At 70.1% G+C, this 15895-nt stretch carries 16 protein-coding genes; 9 read left to right on the top strand and 7 right to left on the bottom strand.

Translation table 11 applies throughout. From position 1 onward, the window contains the following. Positions 1 to 3 precede the first annotated feature (3 nt). From ATM97_RS22940 to ATM97_RS22930, 3 genes are all read left to right on the top strand, one after another. Complete coding sequence (locus ATM97_RS22940; protein ID WP_218720116.1) at positions 4 to 1494, top strand: AAA family ATPase; 1491 nt, start codon at positions 4 to 6, stop codon at positions 1492 to 1494. Between the two features lie 27 nt (positions 1495 to 1521). Beyond that, on the top strand, positions 1522 to 2430 hold the full coding sequence (locus ATM97_RS22935; RefSeq protein ID WP_218720115.1) for a universal stress protein: 909 nt from the start codon (positions 1522 to 1524) through the stop codon (positions 2428 to 2430). A gap of 82 nt (positions 2431 to 2512) precedes the next feature. Next, a complete protein-coding gene (locus ATM97_RS22930; RefSeq protein ID WP_218720114.1) occupies positions 2513 to 3502 on the top strand; it encodes a hypothetical protein in 990 nt (329 codons plus the stop codon). A gap of 70 nt (positions 3503 to 3572) precedes the next feature. Here ATM97_RS22930 and ATM97_RS22925 read toward each other — a convergent pair whose 3' ends face one another. After that, positions 3573 to 4478 (bottom strand): universal stress protein, encoded by a 906-nt coding sequence (locus ATM97_RS22925; RefSeq protein ID WP_218720113.1) that lies wholly within the window; start codon positions 4476 to 4478, stop codon positions 3573 to 3575. Between the two features lie 236 nt (positions 4479 to 4714). On the opposite strand from ATM97_RS22925, the gene ATM97_RS22920 reads away from it, so the two are divergent. The 3 genes from ATM97_RS22920 (at position 4715) to ATM97_RS22910 (ending at position 7653) form a co-directional block, all read left to right on the top strand. Beyond that, on the top strand, positions 4715 to 5134 hold the full coding sequence (locus tag ATM97_RS22920; protein ID WP_218720112.1) for a hypothetical protein: 420 nt from the start codon (positions 4715 to 4717) through the stop codon (positions 5132 to 5134). Positions 5135 to 5231: 97 nt separating this feature from the next. Next, positions 5232 to 5876, top strand: a complete 645-nt coding sequence (locus ATM97_RS22915) for a response regulator transcription factor (RefSeq protein WP_218720111.1) — start codon at positions 5232 to 5234, stop codon at positions 5874 to 5876. A gap of 40 nt (positions 5877 to 5916) precedes the next feature. Beyond that, positions 5917 to 7653, top strand: a complete 1737-nt coding sequence (locus ATM97_RS22910; RefSeq protein ID WP_218720110.1) for a GAF domain-containing sensor histidine kinase — start codon at positions 5917 to 5919, stop codon at positions 7651 to 7653. Between the two features lie 4 nt (positions 7654 to 7657). Here ATM97_RS22910 and ATM97_RS22905 read toward each other — a convergent pair whose 3' ends face one another. Then, positions 7658 to 8608, bottom strand: coding sequence for a CHAD domain-containing protein (locus tag ATM97_RS22905; RefSeq protein WP_218720109.1), 951 nt, complete (start codon positions 8606 to 8608; stop codon positions 7658 to 7660). A 203-nt stretch (positions 8609 to 8811) separates the two neighbouring features. Here ATM97_RS22905 and ATM97_RS22900 point away from each other — a divergent pair, with 203 nt between their 5' ends. After that, positions 8812 to 9687 carry a universal stress protein gene (locus ATM97_RS22900; protein WP_218720108.1) on the top strand — a complete coding sequence of 292 codons (876 nt, stop codon included), beginning with the start codon at positions 8812 to 8814 and terminating at the stop codon, positions 9685 to 9687. Between the two features lie 25 nt (positions 9688 to 9712). On the opposite strand, the gene ATM97_RS22895 is transcribed toward ATM97_RS22900, so the two are convergent. Next, the gene (locus ATM97_RS22895; protein ID WP_218720538.1) at positions 9713 to 10711 is read right to left on the bottom strand and encodes a zinc-binding alcohol dehydrogenase family protein; all 999 of its coding nucleotides are present in this window, start codon (positions 10709 to 10711) and stop codon (positions 9713 to 9715) included. A gap of 193 nt (positions 10712 to 10904) precedes the next feature. On the opposite strand from ATM97_RS22895, the gene ATM97_RS22890 reads away from it, so the two are divergent. Beyond that, a complete protein-coding gene (locus tag ATM97_RS22890) occupies positions 10905 to 11759 on the top strand; it encodes a universal stress protein (RefSeq protein ID WP_218720107.1) in 855 nt (284 codons plus the stop codon). Between the two features lie 10 nt (positions 11760 to 11769). On the opposite strand, the gene ATM97_RS22885 is transcribed toward ATM97_RS22890, so the two are convergent. From ATM97_RS22885 to ATM97_RS22870, 4 genes are all read right to left on the bottom strand, one after another. Then, a complete protein-coding gene (locus ATM97_RS22885; protein WP_218720106.1) occupies positions 11770 to 12729 on the bottom strand; it encodes an acyl-ACP desaturase in 960 nt (319 codons plus the stop codon). Then, positions 12726 to 13181, bottom strand: coding sequence for a pyridoxamine 5'-phosphate oxidase family protein (locus ATM97_RS22880; RefSeq protein WP_308248590.1), 456 nt, complete (start codon positions 13179 to 13181; stop codon positions 12726 to 12728). Before ATM97_RS22880 ends, ATM97_RS22885 begins: the two co-directional genes overlap by 4 nt. Further along, the gene (locus tag ATM97_RS22875) at positions 13178 to 13933 is read right to left on the bottom strand and encodes a sigma 54 modulation/S30EA ribosomal C-terminal domain-containing protein (RefSeq protein ID WP_218720105.1); all 756 of its coding nucleotides are present in this window, start codon (positions 13931 to 13933) and stop codon (positions 13178 to 13180) included. The genes ATM97_RS22880 and ATM97_RS22875 overlap by 4 nt, the downstream gene beginning before the upstream one ends. A gap of 142 nt (positions 13934 to 14075) precedes the next feature. Next, a complete protein-coding gene (locus ATM97_RS22870; RefSeq protein WP_308248589.1) occupies positions 14076 to 14660 on the bottom strand; it encodes a QsdR family transcriptional regulator in 585 nt (194 codons plus the stop codon). A 71-nt stretch (positions 14661 to 14731) separates the two neighbouring features. Here ATM97_RS22870 and ATM97_RS22865 point away from each other — a divergent pair, with 71 nt between their 5' ends. Beyond that, on the top strand, positions 14732 to 15895 hold the full coding sequence (locus ATM97_RS22865; RefSeq protein ID WP_218720103.1) for an acyl-CoA dehydrogenase family protein: 1164 nt from the start codon (positions 14732 to 14734) through the stop codon (positions 15893 to 15895).

The following is a 15895-nucleotide window of genomic DNA, read 5'->3' as shown; positions in this document are numbered from 1 at the left end:
CCGATGCTCACCTCGGCTTCGGCACCGGCACAGGTGCACGAAACGCACACCGGAGTCGTCCTGCTCTACGGCGACCGCGCGTACAAGGTCAAGAAGTCGCTGCGCACCGACTTCCTCGACTTCAGCACCCCGGCCCTGCGCGAACGCGCGTGCGCGCGCGAACTCGAACTCAACCGCAGGCTGGCGCCGGACGTCTACGTCGGGGTCGCACACCTCAGCGACCCGGCGGGCGGTCCGGCCGAGCCGGTGCTGATCATGCGCCGGATGCCCGAGTCGCGCCGGTTGTCCGAACTGCTCACCGACAGTCAGGGCCTGACCCCGGCGGCCTCGGCTGCCCTGGTCCGTTTGCTGGTGCGATTCCACGACGCGGCCGCACGCGGCCCCGAGATCGACCACGAAGGCACCGTCACCGCCGTGCGCGCCCGGTGGCGGTCCCTGCTCGACCCGCTGCGCGCCGCGCCCGCCGACCTCGTCGACCCCGACCTGTGCGCCCGCGTCGACCGAGCCGCGATGCGCTTCCTCGCCGGCCGGGCCGCCCTGTTCGACAGCCGGATCGCCGACGGCTACCTCGTCGACGGTCACGGCGATCTACTGGCCGAGGACATCTTCGAACTCCCGGACGGGTTCCGGGTCCTCGACTGCCTCGATTTCGACGACCGCCTGCGCTATGTCGACCGGCTCGACGACATCGCGTTCCTGGCGATGGACTTCGAGTTCCTCGGTCACGGCGCGCTCGGTGACCGGCTCGTCGCGGACTACCAGCGGATGAGCGGGGACACCGCGCCCACGTCACTGCGCGACCACTACATCGCCTACCGGGCGACCGTGCGCGCGAAAGTGGATGCCCTGCGCGCCGACCAGGGCGACCCGGCCGCGGGCGAGCGACTGCGCGCCCACCTGCGCATCGCCGCGGACCGTCTGACCCGCGGCGCGGTGCGGCTCACCCTGGTCGGCGGTCTTCCGGGAACCGGGAAGTCCACTGTGGCCGCCGAACTCGCCGCCGAGACCGGCGCGGTCGTGCTCGCCAGCGACCACATCCGCAAAGAACTGGCCCGAGTCGACGCAGTGCCGGGGCACCTCGGGCAGTTCGGCGCGGGCCGCTACTCCGACGCCAACCGGGCCCGCGTCTACGACGAACTCCTGTGGCGGGCCAGAGTGCTGCTCGCCGGCGGCGTCTCGGTGATCCTCGACGCCAGCTGGACCTCCGCCGAGGATCGACAGCGCGCCACGGCCACCGCCGCCGAAGCCTGCACCGATCTCGTTCTCCTGCACTGTGTCTGCCCGACCGACCTCGCGCATCGCCGCATCGAGGGCCGCCACGGCCACGAATCCGACGCGACGACCGCGATCGCCGACGCGATGGCCGTGACCGCGGCGCCATGGCCCGACGCGGTCACCGTCGACACCAGCACAGCGCTCGCCGACTCCGTCGCCACCGCCCTGCACGCCTGGCGCACCCGCACCCCGCCCGTTCCCGTCACGACCTCGTCCTGAACCGGAGTCCCTCGGAAAGGCCCGACGATGACCGACCACCCCGACAATCCCCACCGATCCGTCGGCGCCGAGGTCGTCGTCGGCGCCGACGGATCGACCGGCTCGGCAATCGCGGTGCGCTGGGCGGCCCGCGTCGCCGTCGCCCGCGGCCGCAGGCTGCGGATCGTGCACAGCATCGACCCCGTCACCACGGCCACACCTCGGGGCCTCTACGACGCGTTCGTCGCCTTCACGATGCAGGACATCCGGCTCCGCGCCGAACGGGTCCTCGCCGGTGCACTCGACGACGCTCTGGTCGTCGCACCAGAGCTGGCGGTCAGCACCGAACTCACCGACGGCAACGCCGCGCGGGCCCTCGTGGAACGGTCCGCACAGGCACATCTGGTGGTGCTCGGCGCGACCGCCTCGACGGGCTCGATGGCCCATCTCGGCTCCACTCTGCTCGCGGTGACCTCCCATGCCCGCGGCTGCGTCGTGGTGGTGCGCGGGTCCGACCCGGACACCCGGACCGGACCGGTCGTCGTCGGTGTCGACGGCAGCGCCGTCGGCGAGCCCGCCATCGCCGCCGCGTTCGCCGAAGCCGCCGAACGTGGCAGCGACCTGGTCGCCGTCCATGCCTGGAGCGATCTGTCCCGCGGCGGATTCGCGGGCTCGAGCTATCTCGAGCTGCCGATCCCCGACTTCGACACCGCCGAAGAGGCGCTGTTGGCCGAACGGCTGGCCGGCTGGACCGAGCAATACCCCGAGGTCGTCGTCCGCCGTGAGATCGAGCTCTACGATCCGCGCGAACGGCTGGCGCGGTGGTCGCGGACCGCGAGCCTGATCGTCGTCGGCAGTCGCGGCCGCGGTGGGTTCCGCGGCCTGCTCCTCGGCTCGACCAGCAACTGGCTGGTGCAGCACGCCGACTGCCCCGTGCTGGTCGTGCACCCCGACTGAGCCGGCGACGAAGGCATTTGGTCCCCGCTGAACAGGCGCAATGGCCGTCTCGGCGAACCCCCTTACCGACCAGACTCGAGGTATGAGCGAACAACCAGTTCCCCGAGTCCCTGACCCTCCGACCCTCCGAGCCGCTGTCGGTCTCGGATGCCGGGCGCCGTCGGTCCACAACACCCAGCCGTGGCGGTGGGTCTTCGACGGCACCCGACTGCACCTGTTCCGCGACGCCGACCGGCAACTCACCGCGGCCGACCCGCACGGTCGCCAAGCCGTGATGAGCTGCGGCGCGGCGCTGCACCACGTCCGCACCGCCTTCGCCTCCTTCTGCTGGGGTACCGATGTCGCCCGCCTGCCCGACCTCGGTCGGCCCGACCTGCTGGCCACCCTCGAGTTCCGGCCGTGGCCCGATCCGCCCACCGCGGTGTTCCGGCGGGCCGAGGCGATCGAATACCGCTACACCGACCGACTGCCGATGGCGGAGCCCAGCGGCTGGGCGTCGGTCAGGGCGGAGCTCGAGGACCTGGTCAGCGCACACGAACTCACCCTCGACGTGCTCGACGAAGACGCGCGCGCCCGACTGTCGGTGGCTTCGGAACAATCCGGCGCGCTGCGCCGCTACGACATGGAGTACCAATCCGAAATCCATTGGTGGGCAGGTCATCCCGATATGCCCGAGGGAGTGCCGCCCGCGTCGCTGGTCTCGGAGTCCGAAGCCGCCCGCGTCGGCGTCGCCCGCACGTTCCCGTCGCCGGGACCCGGCGCCCGCCGCGGTGAGCTGCGCGACCACGCGCGCCTGGCCGTCCTCACCGCCACGAGCGAGACTCCGCTGTCCTGGCTGCATACCGGCGAGGCGCTGTCGGCGGCCCTGCTCGAATGCACCGCGTCCGGCTTGTCGACCTGCGCGCTGACCCACATCACCGAACTGGCCGCGGGGCGGCGACTGTTGAGCAGCCTCATCGGCCACCCCGGCGTCCCTCAGGTCGTGCTGCGGATCGGTGTCGCGCCCGACGATCGGCGACCGCCGCCCACCCCGCGCAGGCCGCTGAGCGATGTCCTCACCACGACGACATGAGCGCGCCAGGCACCACAGCGAGGCGGCCACCGGAATCCGGTGGCCGCCTCGCTCTGTTCGAGCAGCGTCACTACTTTCTGCTGCGGACGACGATCGTCGGGATCTCCACCGAATGCAGCAGCGCGTTGCTGGTCGAGCCGAGCAGCATGCTCGAGAAGCCACCGCGGCCGTGGCTGCCCACCACGACCAGCTGCGCCGAGGCCGCTTCGTCGACCAGCGAGCGCACGGGCCGGTCGGCGACCACGATCCGGCGCACCGGCACATCCGGATAGCGCTCGGCGTAGCCGGCGAGGGTTTCGGCGAGGTCGGCCTCGGCCGACTGCCTGCCCATCTCCCACCCGAACGCGGGCAGATCCAGTGCGCTGGAGTCGCTGAACGCGTGCAGCGCGACCAGTTCGACCTTGCGCCGCGATGCCTCGTCGAACGCGAGCTCGACCGCGGGCACACTGTTGGCGGTGCCGTCGACACCGACCAGCACCGGCAGGGCCGCCGAGACCGGGTCGATCGCCGCGATGCCGTGGATCACGGCCACCGGGCAGTGCGCGTGCTGAGCCGCCGCACGGCTGACCGACCCGAGCAGGCCACGCTGGAAGGCGCCGAGGCCACGGCTGCCCACGACGAGGATCTCCGCCGTCGTCGAGCGCTCGATCAGCAGCGGCGCCGCCATTTCGAACGCGACCTCGGTCGTGATCGTGAGGTCCTCGTCCGGTACCGCGGCGCGGGCGACCCGTTCGGCCTCGCCCACCACCCGCTCGGCATCGACGCGCAGCCATTCCAGGTCCGCCTCCCCCAGGGACATGCCGGGACCGAACCCGGTCTGCAACGCCCCCGAGGTCAGGATGTGCAGGGGCAGGTGGTGCAGCGCCGCCTCGGCCGCGGCCCAGGCGGCGGCCTGGTAGGAGTTCGCCGACCCGTCGACCGCGGCCAGCACCGGCCGGGGACGATGTTCGGTGGGCCGTGCCTTCTTGTCGGTCATCGGGGTACCTTTCCTCGTCGGGTCAACCAGACCAACGCCGGTTCACCTTCGAGCATCGTCGCGGCCGATGGACCCTCGGCAGGGGACAAAGTCATCGCGGGGGCGGGCCGATCGACCTCGAATTCGCCGTGGTCCGTGCCCGGTGGCCGCGCTTGCGGCAGGTCAGGCCACCGGTCCCCGGCTTCCGGGACCTTCGGCCCTGCCTGTCCACACCTCCGGCGCGCGAGGCTGTGCAGATGATCACCACGTACTTCCGGCGGCTCGATCCCCGAAGGGCCACGCTGTGCGTGTTCTCCGGGCTGCTGGCGATCTGGGCCTTCGCCGGATCCCTCGGCCTCATCACCGGCGCACTGTCCCTCGGTCCCGTCGCCGAGGCCCGCCTGCCGTGGCACAGCCCCATCCTCGCCGGCGTGCTGCTCGCGCTGGTCGTCGGCCTGCCGATGACCGTCGTCGCCCTCACCGTCACCCACGACGATGATCCGGCGACCGCTCAGACGACCCTGGCCGCGGCGTACCTGCTGATCGGCTGGGTCCTGGCACAATTGCTGATCCTGCGTGAGTTCAGCTGGTCGCAGCCGGTCTGCGTGATCCTGGCGGTGACCGTGGCCGCCCTCGGCGCACCCCCACTCGGGCACCAGCCCACTCTCCGGCGCTGAACGTGATCATCGCCGAGTACCGAGAGCATCACCTCCCTGTGCCGCCGAGTTGGCGGACAATGAAGGGCGACGTTCCCCACGCGAGAGAGAGCCTTCCATGACCACGGTATTTCTGGTCGACGACCACGAGATCGTCCGGCGCGGGGTGGGCGATCTGATCGCCCTGGAACCGGACCTCGAGGTCATCGGTGAGGCGGGCACTGTCGCCCAGGCGCTGGCCCGGATTCCCGCTTTGCGTCCCGATGTCGTCGTGCTCGACGTCCGCCTGCCCGATGGCAACGGCATCGAGCTGTGCCGCGAGCTGCTCTCGGCCGACCTGGGCCTACGCTGTCTGATCCTGACCTCGTTCACCGACGAGCAGGCCATGCTCGACGCGATCCTGGCCGGTGCCAGCGGATATGTCGTCAAGGACATCCGCAGCCTGGAGCTCATCCATGCCGTCCGTGAGGTCGGCGAGGGCAAGTCGCTGCTGGACAACCGGGCCGCGGCCGCCCTGATGGCCAAGCTGCGCTCGGAGGCGCAGGAGGACACCGGCCCGCTGGCGACACTGACCGAGCAGGAGCGCACGCTGCTGTCGCTGCTGGGAGAAGGCCTGACCAACCGTCAGATCGCGGCGCGCATGTTCCTGGCCGAGAAGACCGTCAAGAACTACGTGTCCCGGTTGCTGACCAAACTGGGTGTCGAACGGCGCACGCAGGCCGCGGTGATGGCCGCCGATCTGGACCGGCCGCAGCGACGATGATGTCCCGGCCTCCCCGTCGTGGCGTGGAAGAATGCAGGTCATGGACGACGAGTCGGTAGGTGGCGCGCGGCCGCCGGTGACCGAGACCCTGTCTCAGTTGCGGTTGCGTGAGCTGCTGGCCGAGGTGCAGGACCGGATCGCCCAGATCGTCGATGTCCGCGACCGGATGGATCGGTTGATGGAGGCCATGCTCGTTGTGACGGCGGGCCTGGATCTGGACAACACGTTGCGCACGATCGTGCATACCGCGATCGAACTGGTCGATGCCCGTTACGGCGCGTTGGGGGTGCGCGAGACCGACAAGACCAGCAATCAGCTCGCCGAGTTCGTCTACGAGGGCATCGACGACCGCGCGCGGGTGCTGATCGGTGATCTGCCGCGCGGGCACGGGGTTCTCGGGTTGTTGATCGCCGAGCCGAAACCGATTCGGCTGACCAACCTTTCCGATCATCCGTCGTCGGTCGGGTTTCCGGACAATCATCCGCCGATGCGGACGTTCCTGGGTGTTCCGGTGCAGGTGCGCGGCGAGGTGTTCGGCAACCTCTATCTCACCGAGAAGGCCGGTGGCTTCGAGTTCACCGAGGACGACGAGGTGGTGGTACTGGCGCTGGCCGCCGCCGCGGGCATCGCGATCGAGAACGCCCGGTTGTACGAGCAGTCGCGGGTGCGCCAGCAGTGGCTAGAGGCGATGCGGGACGTGGCCACCGAGCTGCTGGCGGGCAGTCCGTCCGAGGAGGTACTCGGGCTGGTCGCCGAACGTGGCCTGCTGCTGACGAATGCGGCGTGTACGTTCCTGGCGCTGCCCGAGGACCCCGACATCCCACACGACGAGGTCACCGAGCTGGTGGTGGTCGCGGCGGCCGGCGCCGACGCCGGTGTGCTGGTCGGCAAGCACATCCCGGTCACCGATTCGCATTCGGCCGAGGCGTTCCGCACCGGACACAAGGTCACCGCCGACTCCCCGGCGCACAACCCGATCTTCGATTCCGTCGACAAGTTCGGGCCGGTCCTCACCTTGCCGCTGCGCGCGAACGGCACCGTCACCGGCGTACTCACCACCGTGTTTCCCGCCGGCTCGCAGCAACTCGGCGCCACGGATCAAACGCTGATGGCCGCGTACGCCGATCAAGCGGCGGTGGCCTTGCAGCTGGCCGCGACCCAGCGCCGGATGCGTGAGCTCGATGTGTACGCCGACCGCGACCGGATCGCCCGCGGCCTGCACGACCACGTCATCCAGCGGCTGTTCGCGGTCGGCTTGTCGCTGCAGAGCACGATGCAGCGGACCAAAACCGCCGAAGTGCGCACCCGGCTCGACGAGACCATCGACGATGTCCAGGCGATCGTGCAGGACATCCGGCATTCGATCTTCGACCTGCAGTCCAATACCGCCACCGATTCCTCGTCCTATCGCAAGCGTCTGCACAACATCATCACCGAGATGACCACCGATACCGGGCTGCGCACCACGGTGCGCCTCGCCGGACCTGTCACGGTGCTAGAACCTCCGCTGTCCGACCACGTCGAAGCCGTGTTGCGAGAAGCGCTCAGCAACGCCGTACGACACGCGAAAGCCACGACCATCTCGATCGAACTGGTGGTGCGCGACGAGGTGACCATCGAGGTCGCCGACGACGGCACCGGCCTCGACCCCGACATCACCCGGCGCAGCGGCCTGGCGAATCTGGCCGCCCGCGCCGAAGAGTCAGGCGGCACTTTCACCGTCCGCCCCCGTGACGGCGGCGGCACCGTCCTGCGCTGGTCGGCCCCGCTGCCTTAGCCCGTCAGCCGGTGGTCGAGGGGTGGACGTCGGCCATCACGCGCACCGTGCGCAACGACCGCCAGTACATCGCGGGCAGTGCCGCCGCGCATTCGGCGGTGCGATCGATCTCGCGCTGCAGCAACAGCCCGTAGGTGAACGTCGACTCCCCCGCGTTCTCCGCTTCTCTGGTCAGCTGGATCAGGTGATGCTTGGCCACCACCGCGTCCTGGTGATCACCGAGCAGGTCCTGCAGGGCGATCAGACCCTCGGCGGCCTGATCGCTGCGCGCGGGATCCAGGTCGTGCACCGACTCCAGGTAGTAGCGGGTGCGCCGGATCGCCTTGCGCAGCGCGTGCATCGCCGCGTCGGTGGCATCCTCGTCCCTGGCCGACTCGATCGCGCGCATCCGCCGCCGCACCCGCGCCAGCAACGCATCGAGCACCACGGCGTTGTCCGGCTCATCGATCCCGGGCACCACACCGCTGCGCAACAACCGTTCCTCGGCCATCAGATCCTCGATCATGGCCGGAAACCGCGGCGAGGCCAGCAGATCGCGCGCGGCGGTCCAGGCCGGTCGCACCCGCGCGTCGAAGTACTTCGACGTCCGGGCCCGCACCGGACCCCGTAGGTAGCGCGGGCGCAGCACATCCATCGCGGCGTGCAGGCGCGCGGACTGCGTACGCAGTTCCTGGGCCGCGCCCAGACTGATACCGAACCAGCGCAGTTCCTCGATCAGCCGTCGGATCTCGGTCTGCCTGCCGATCGCGGGCCGGTGCGCAGACAGCGCGCTGCGAGCACGGCGCGCGGCGATCACCATCTCGACGACCGCATCCGGGTCATCGTGGCCGGCCGCGATCTGACCGTCCATGATCGTTTCTCGTTGGGTGTGCAGATAACGAGCCAGCAGGACACTCACCCGCTGCGGCTCCGACGCGGTCGACGCGTCGCCGGTCGTCTGGATCTGGATGCTCATCGCCGAACCTGCCTCGGTAGGGGGTGTGTCTGTCCCTTCACCCTGCTCCGTCCCGCTCCGGCTCCCCAGTGCCGTTGGCCCCGCCGAGTCCTCGATCGCGGCCACCGACGCCCACGACGAAGGGCCCACCGGTGCGGGCCCTGAGACCCTGCCGCTCGTCCCGGGAACCGGCGCACAGTGACAGAAACGGAAAGGAAGACATCATGACCACACCCGGAAACCCGAAGCAGCCGGTCGTCGTCGGTGTCGACGGATCGGACCAGTCGCGCCGAGCGCTGCGCTGGGCCGCGGACTTCGCCGCGCACCACCGGGTACCGCTGCAGCTCGTCTACGCCGCCGACGTCCCGGTCGACTACGGGCCGGGCCTGGCTGGTCCCCTCTACGACCTCGAAGCGCTGCGCAAACACGGCGAGTCCGTGGTCGCCGCCGCCGCCGTGGTGGCAACCGAGCTCACCACGCCGATCGCCGATATCACCGTCTCGACCGACGCCGTCCTCGGCTCCGCGGTCGCGGTACTGCGTCAACGCAGCGAATCGGCGCGCCTGCTGGTCGTCGGCAGCCGGGGACTCGGGGCTTTCCGCCGCACCCTGCTCGGCTCGGTCAGCACCGCGATCGCCCGACATGCCGCGTGCCCGGTCGCTGTGATCCCGGAGTCGGAGGCACCGGCCGACGGCCCGGTGGTGGTCGGGGTCGACGGTTCACCGTGCAGCGTCGAGGCGGTCGCCATCGCCTTCGACGAAGCCGCCCGCCGCGATACCCGCCTGATCGCGATCCACGCCTGGTCGGAGTTCTACCGCTACGAGGCCCGCTCGACGATGCAGACCGAAGCCGAGGCGGTGCTCGCGGAAAGCCTCGCCGGCTACGCCGAGAAGTATCCCGAGGTCACCGTCGAACGGGTCGTCGTCGAAGACCGCCCGGCCAGAGCGGTCCTCGCGGCCGCGTCCGATGCCCAGCTGATCGTCGTCGGCAGTCACGGGCGCGGCGGGTTCGCCGGCATGACCTTGGGTTCGGTCGCTCAGACCGTCCTGCACGGCGCCGAGGCTCCGCTGATCATCGCCCGGCCGACCACGAGCCGCTGATCGCCACGATCGACGGTGCGGCCGGTCACGGCACCAGGACCGCCGCACCGTCGAAGCGGCCGAGGGACAGATCGCTCAACGCGCGATCCGCGTGATCGAGCGGGTAGCGGTGGGTCGAGACCGTGAGCCGACGCTGCTGCGCGAGCTCGAGGAACTCCTTGGCCTGCGCCCGCGTGTTCGAGGTGACGCTGCGGATCTGGCGCTCCCGGAACAGATGTCGTTGATAGTTCAGTGGCGGCACGTCGGTGAGGTGGATACCGGCCACCGCCAGCGTCCCCCCGGCGTCCAGCGCCGCCATCGCCGGCAGGACCAGGGCGCCGACGGGAGCGAACAGGATCGCCGAATCCAGCGGTTCCGGCGGTGCGTCGGCGGCGCCCTGCACCGAATCCGCGCCCAAGGCCAGGGCCAGCTCCCTGGCCGCCGCGTCCCTGGTCATCACGTGCACGCGCGCGCCCCGGGCGAGAGCGACCTGCGCGGTGAGATGAGCACTGCCGCCGAAGCCGTAGATGCCGAGCACCCCACCGTCGGGCACCTCGGCCCGCACGAGCGCGTGATAGCCGATGATGCCGGCGCACAGCAGCGGTGCCAGCTCGTCGTCGCGGTAGCCGCTCGGCAATGCCACCGCGAAATCGACCGGCACAGTGGCGAACTCGGCATACCCGCCGTCGGCGTCCCAGCCCGTGTAGCGCGAGCGCGGACACAGGTTCTCCGCCCCGCGCAGACAGTACCGGCACTGTCCACACGTGTACCGCAGCCACGGGATGCCGACTCGATCACCGACCGCCACGTTCACGCAGCCGTCCGGAACCGACACCACCTCGGCGACCACCTCGTGGCCCGGAGTCACGTGCTTGCGGTGCACCGGCAGATCGCCTTCGACGACGTGCAGATCGGTCCGGCACACACCGCATGCCAGCACCCGCACCAGGAGCTCACCGGGGCCGGGTTCCGGGACCGGTTCGTGTCCGAGCCGCAGCGGCGCCGAGCCGACCGGACCGGGATGTTCCACTCGCCACGTACGCATCATGTCGTCGCTCCTTCTGTTCGCCCCGCTGTGCCGATGCCACCCTGACACGCCCACCCGGTGTAGGGCCGGAGGCCGAGGGCCAGTCCACCGAAGTCCTCGACAGCAGAGCACTTCGGCCCTCTTCCACCGCCGCCGCGTCGGGCGAGAATCGGCTGCGCACGTTCCCTGTCCGAGCAGTGAGGCAGTACCGATGTCAACACCGACCACCCGCCCCGTCGTCGTCGGCGTCGACGGCTCCGATTCCGCCCTCACCGCCGTTCGCTGGGCCGCCAGGGCCGCGGTCCTGCGCGACACATCGCTGCACGCGGTACACGCGATGAGCTCGGGCTGGGATCTGGGCCGCGTCGGCACGGTGTCGATACACAATCAGCACTTCCACGACGACGGCCGGGCCGCGCTGGCGAGCGCGACCACGGTCGCCCTGGCCGAGACCGCACCCGATCACCTCGAGATGCGAACATCGGTGGTGAGCCCGGCCCCGGTGTCGGCGCTGCGCCGTAGCGCCCGCCATGCCCAGCTCCTCGCGGTCGGCACCCGCGGCCTCGGTGCCTTCGAACGGGCGCTGCTCGGTTCCGTCAGCAGCGCGCTGGCGCGCCGCCCCGTGTGTCCGCTCGCGATCGTCCCCGCCTCGTTCGATCCCGCGCCCGACCGTCGACCCGTACTGGTCGGTCTCGACGGTTCCCCGGGCAGCGACCGCGCCCTCGACTTCGCGATCGAGGAGGCGTCGCTGCGCGGTGTCGGCCTCGTCGCGCTGCGCGCGTGGACGACACCGGCCCCCGGCGTACACGACTCCCGGATGACCGAGCACACCCATCGCCTGCTGGCCGACAGCCTGGTCGGCTACGGCGAGAAGTATCCCGATGTGCCGATCACCCGGATCGTCACCGACGACGATCCGGCGCGCCGATTGCTGCGCGAGTCGGCCGGTGCCCAACTGCTCGTGCTCGGCAGTCATCGGCGCGGCGCCCACGACGGTTTCGGGTCGGTGAGCCGAACCGTCGCGTACGCCACCGAGATCCCGCTCGTGCTGGCCGGGCACCGTTGACACCGGCGCCCTACGCCCTGGCGCGTTCCCTGGCCAGGGCGCGGTCGCGTTGTTCTTCGAAACGCGGAATCCGCACCTGGGCCAGGTCGTCGAGGAATCCGGCCAGCCGCTCGCGCACCTGCTCGCCGCGCGCACCGAAATCGTTGCGGCCGAAGATGTTCCACTGCCGCAGCACCGGCTGCAGGACCTCCTCGAGGTGCTGTCGCAGGTCGTAGACACCGTGCTTGGCCATCAGCACGCCGTGACGACGGAAGTTCGGCATTCCCGCGCCGGGCATGCGGAAGTTCTCCACGATGTCGGCGATCGCCTCGATCGCCTGATCCGGCACCAGATCCAGCGCCGCCGCGCACACGGTGCGATAGAAGATCATGTGCAGGTTCTCGTCGGCGGCGATGCGTTGCAGCATCCGGTCGGCGATCTCGTCGTCACACACCCGCCCGGTATTGCGGTGGGTGACGCGGGTCGCCAGTTCCTGAAAGCTGACATAGGCCACCGAGTGCAGGAACGCCGAGCCACTGTCGATGTCGGCTGCCGTGGCCCCGGAGGCGAAGCCATTGGTCATGTGGACCATCCTGGCGTTCTCGAGCGCCACCGGATCGACCCCGCGGGTCACCACCAGATAGTCGCGCAGCACGATGCTGTGCCGCATCTCCTCCGCGGTCCATCGGCCCACCCACGTGCCCCACGCACCGTCGCGGGAGAAGTTCTCGGCGATCTCACGGTGATAGGAGGGCAGGTTGTCCTCGGTGAGCAGGTTGGTGATCATCGCCGCCCTGGCGACCTCGCCGAGCTTGGATTGATCACTCTCCCAGTCGGTTCCACCCAACGCCGCGAAGTTTCGCCCTTCGTCCCACGGGACGTAGTCGTGCGGATGCCAGTCCTTGGCCAGCGCCAGGTGGCGGTGCACGCAGTCCTCGGCCGTCGGTTCGAGTTCGGTGAGGATCTCGCGCTGCGTCAGATCGCGGGTCAACGGGGGTGCCTGCCCTTCTGTTCGAGGAGTCGGATGCCGGTGACGATCTCGGGTTCGATGGCCACGACGGTGTCCATCACCCGGCCGACCCACGGCCGCAACAACTGTTCGTAACGCGCCACCCGCGCCGGATCGGTGACGGTGCGCGCCAATCCGGTGACCATGACCGACCACCCGGTGCGCCGCACCGCGTCGATGTCGTCGACCTGGTAGGCCACCACCACGGGCGCGTTGGCTTGCACCGCACCGGTCAACCGCGAGGTGAGCCGGGTGCGGACGACGATCACGTCGTCCTCGTCGACGAGGTGGTTGACCGGGCGGATCGCCGGCAGCGCGTCGCGGGTGAACAGCACCCGGCCGAACGGCGCCGCTGCCACCAGCCGCATCGCCTCGGCCCGTTCGAGTTCGACGACATCGCACGGTTCCCGGCCGTCACCGGCCAGTTCGATCACGACCGCGCCTCGTGGTCCGCCGCACACACCAGCGCCAAGTCGCCGTCGTAGCGGCGGTACACGAGTCGGCCACGTCCACTGCCCGGATCGGTGAAGAACACGTGCGGCAGCCCGAATCGGCACAGCCGGCTCGCGGCTTCGGACTCGGTGAGCTGTGGCGCCGGATGCGGGTTCACTGTCAGCGCCATCGTTGTCCCGACGCCGGGCGGGCGGGTGTGGTGTTGTCGTGCCAGTCGCGCGCCCAGCGGTCCCGCCCAGTAGACGAGCGCGTCCTCGCCGGTCTCGCCGTCGATGAACAGGTGCGCGTCGTAGTCCAGCCCGTCCATCACCCGGGTGGCCGAAGCCGGGTCGGTGCGCAGCAGCGCGCAACGCTTACGGCGCACGATCGGCCGGACCTCGCTCACCGAGGCCAGCGGCGGCCGCGCCGGGTCGGGCCAGATTCTCGGCGGCCCCGCCGGTGCCGACCGCGAGATCTCCCGGTCGAGCCGCTCGGAGACGATCCGCGCGACGAATCCGGCGGGACCCGCTACCTGCACCCGCAGCATGGCGGGCCCCTGCCCCGCGTTCACCTGCGCCAGCACCGATCCGGCAGGCACGGCGGACAACCGGATCCGGACCGGTCCGTCGACCCGGCGGCTGCGCAGCACCGCCTCGACCGCACGCGCCGTTCGCGCGACATCGACCGCGTCGACCGCACCGGCGGTCACCACCGCGATCTCTGAACCGGTCCACCGTAGTCGGGGAGAACTCACGTAATCCGACCTGCTTTCCGCTGCTTGATCCCGTCCCGCAAGAGGCTCCGGGCAATAGCACCACCCGCGCGGTCCGGCGTTTAGGGGCCAAGGTCCCGCCGCCGGGTGACCATCGGCCCGAAAGGCGAGTGACCCGTTCGGATCAGGCGCGCAGGAGGGCGGCCTGGACTTGGCGCAGGCGCTCGACGTCGCCGCGGAAACCGGCGACGGCGTCGTTGTAGAGGAAGGCTTCCCAGAGCCGCACCAGCGCGTAGGCCAGGGTGGCGCGCTCGATCGGGGGGCGGTAGCCCTCGTCTTCGGCGCGGGCGATGAGTCCTTCGACGACGGCGACCGCGGCCTGGTGGACGGGCCCGTCGCTGCGCGTGATCAGGCGCAGGGCGGCGGTGGACTCGTTGTCGAAGTAGGTGCGCAGCGAATCGTCCTGGACCAGCCAGTGGATGCAGCGATCGAGGATCTCGTTGAGGCGTTCGGCGCCGCTCGCCTCGCTGGTGCGGTCGGCGTAGGCGACCATCCGCTCGAGCTGGCCGGCGATGGCGGCGCCGAGCAGGCCGTCGCGGGAGCCGAACCAGCGGTAGATGCTGGTCCGGCCGAGGCCGAGGTGGGCGGCGATGGCGTTGACGTCGATGCGGTTGCCGGACAGGAACACCTCGATCGCGGTGCGCAGTACGTCCTCACGGCTGGCCGCGGCGGGGCGTCCCGGTGCTCGTGTCCCGTCGGCTCGCGTCACATCGCACAGCATAAGGGCTCCCCCGTGACCACCATTTGAAACATACGGCATGCTGTGTAACATACTCGACCATGCAATTGGCACTGACCGAGGACGAGCTCGCCTTCCGCGACGAGCTCCGGGCCTTCTTCCGGCGCGAAATCCCCGCCGACATCCGCAATCGGGCCAGGCACATGGCCGAACTGAGCAAGGACGACATCGTCACGACCCAGCGCATCCTGCACGCGCACGGACTCGCGGTGCCGCACTGGCCGGTCGAGTGGGGCGGGCGCGACTGGACCCCCATCCAGCGCCATCTCTGGCACGACGAGATGCAGCTCGCCTCGGTGCCCGAGCCACTGACCTTCAACACCAACATGATCGGTCCGGTGATCGCCCACTTCGGGTCACCGGAGATGAAGCAGCGCTTCCTGCCCGCCACGGCCAACCTCGACATCTGGTGGTGCCAGGGCTTCTCCGAACCCGATGCCGGTTCGGACCTGGCCTCGCTGCGCACCGTGGCCGTCCGCGACGGCGACCACTACGTGATCAACGGCCAGAAGACCTGGACCACCGCCGCCCAGAGCGCGGACTGGATGTTCTGCCTGGCCCGCACCGACCCGGACGCGCCCAAGAAGCAGGCAGGCATCTCGATGCTGCTGTTCCCCCTCGACACCCCTGGCGTGACGGTCCGCCCGATCGAGCTCATCGACGGCGGATTCGAGGTCAACGAGGTATTCCTGGAGAACGTGCGCGTCCCCGCCGACCAGCTCGTCGGCGCGGAGAACCACGGCTGGACCTACGCGAAGTTCCTGCTCGGCAACGAACGCACCGGCATCGCCGCCGTCGGCCAGACCAAGGTGCGGCTGTGGCTCGCCAAGGAATACGCCAAGCAGACCTCACTCGACACCGGCACCCTGCTCGACGACCCGGTCTTCGCCGCCCGCATCGCCGAGCTCGAAAACGAGCTGCTCGCACTGGAACTCGTACAGATGCGGGTCGTGGCCGGCTCGGCCGACGGCGACCCGAACCCGGTGTCGTCGATTCTCAAGCTGCGCGGTACCGAACTCCAGCAGGCGGTCACCGAACTGCTCGTCGACATCGCCGGACCCGACTCCCTGGCCCGCGAAGGCGATACCGGCGACTGGGCTCGCCGCAGCACCGCCACCTACCTCAACTACCGCAAGACATCGATCTACGGAGGATCCAACGAGGTGCAGCGCAGCATCATCGCTTCGACGATCCTCGGATTGTGA

The sequence above is a fragment of the Nocardia sp. MH4 genome (genome assembly GCF_019266065.1).
Classification (GTDB): Bacteria; Actinomycetota; Actinomycetes; order Mycobacteriales; family Mycobacteriaceae; genus Nocardia; species Nocardia canadensis.
This window is presented reverse-complemented; position numbering and strand designations above follow the sequence as displayed.

Bases quoted from the DNA above. Each gene is read 5' to 3' on its own strand.
- ATM97_RS22940 (WP_218720116.1), top strand. From the start codon at position 4: ATGCTCACCTCGGCTTCGGCACCGGCACAGGTGCACGAAACGCACACC.
- ATM97_RS22935 (WP_218720115.1), top strand. From the start codon at position 1,522: ATGACCGACCACCCCGACAATCCCCACCGATCCGTCGGCGCCGAGGTC.
- ATM97_RS22930 (WP_218720114.1), top strand. From the start codon at position 2,513: ATGAGCGAACAACCAGTTCCCCGAGTCCCTGACCCTCCGACCCTCCGA.
- ATM97_RS22925 (WP_218720113.1), bottom strand. From the start codon at position 4,478: ATGACCGACAAGAAGGCACGGCCCACCGAACATCGTCCCCGGCCGGTG.
- ATM97_RS22920 (WP_218720112.1), top strand. From the start codon at position 4,715: ATGATCACCACGTACTTCCGGCGGCTCGATCCCCGAAGGGCCACGCTG.
- ATM97_RS22915 (WP_218720111.1), top strand. From the start codon at position 5,232: ATGACCACGGTATTTCTGGTCGACGACCACGAGATCGTCCGGCGCGGG.
- ATM97_RS22910 (WP_218720110.1), top strand. From the start codon at position 5,917: ATGGACGACGAGTCGGTAGGTGGCGCGCGGCCGCCGGTGACCGAGACC.
- ATM97_RS22905 (WP_218720109.1), bottom strand. From the start codon at position 8,608: ATGAGCATCCAGATCCAGACGACCGGCGACGCGTCGACCGCGTCGGAG.
- ATM97_RS22900 (WP_218720108.1), top strand. From the start codon at position 8,812: ATGACCACACCCGGAAACCCGAAGCAGCCGGTCGTCGTCGGTGTCGAC.
- ATM97_RS22895 (WP_218720538.1), bottom strand. From the start codon at position 10,711: ATGCGTACGTGGCGAGTGGAACATCCCGGTCCGGTCGGCTCGGCGCCG.
- ATM97_RS22890 (WP_218720107.1), top strand. From the start codon at position 10,905: ATGTCAACACCGACCACCCGCCCCGTCGTCGTCGGCGTCGACGGCTCC.
- ATM97_RS22865 (WP_218720103.1), top strand. From the start codon at position 14,732: ATGCAATTGGCACTGACCGAGGACGAGCTCGCCTTCCGCGACGAGCTC.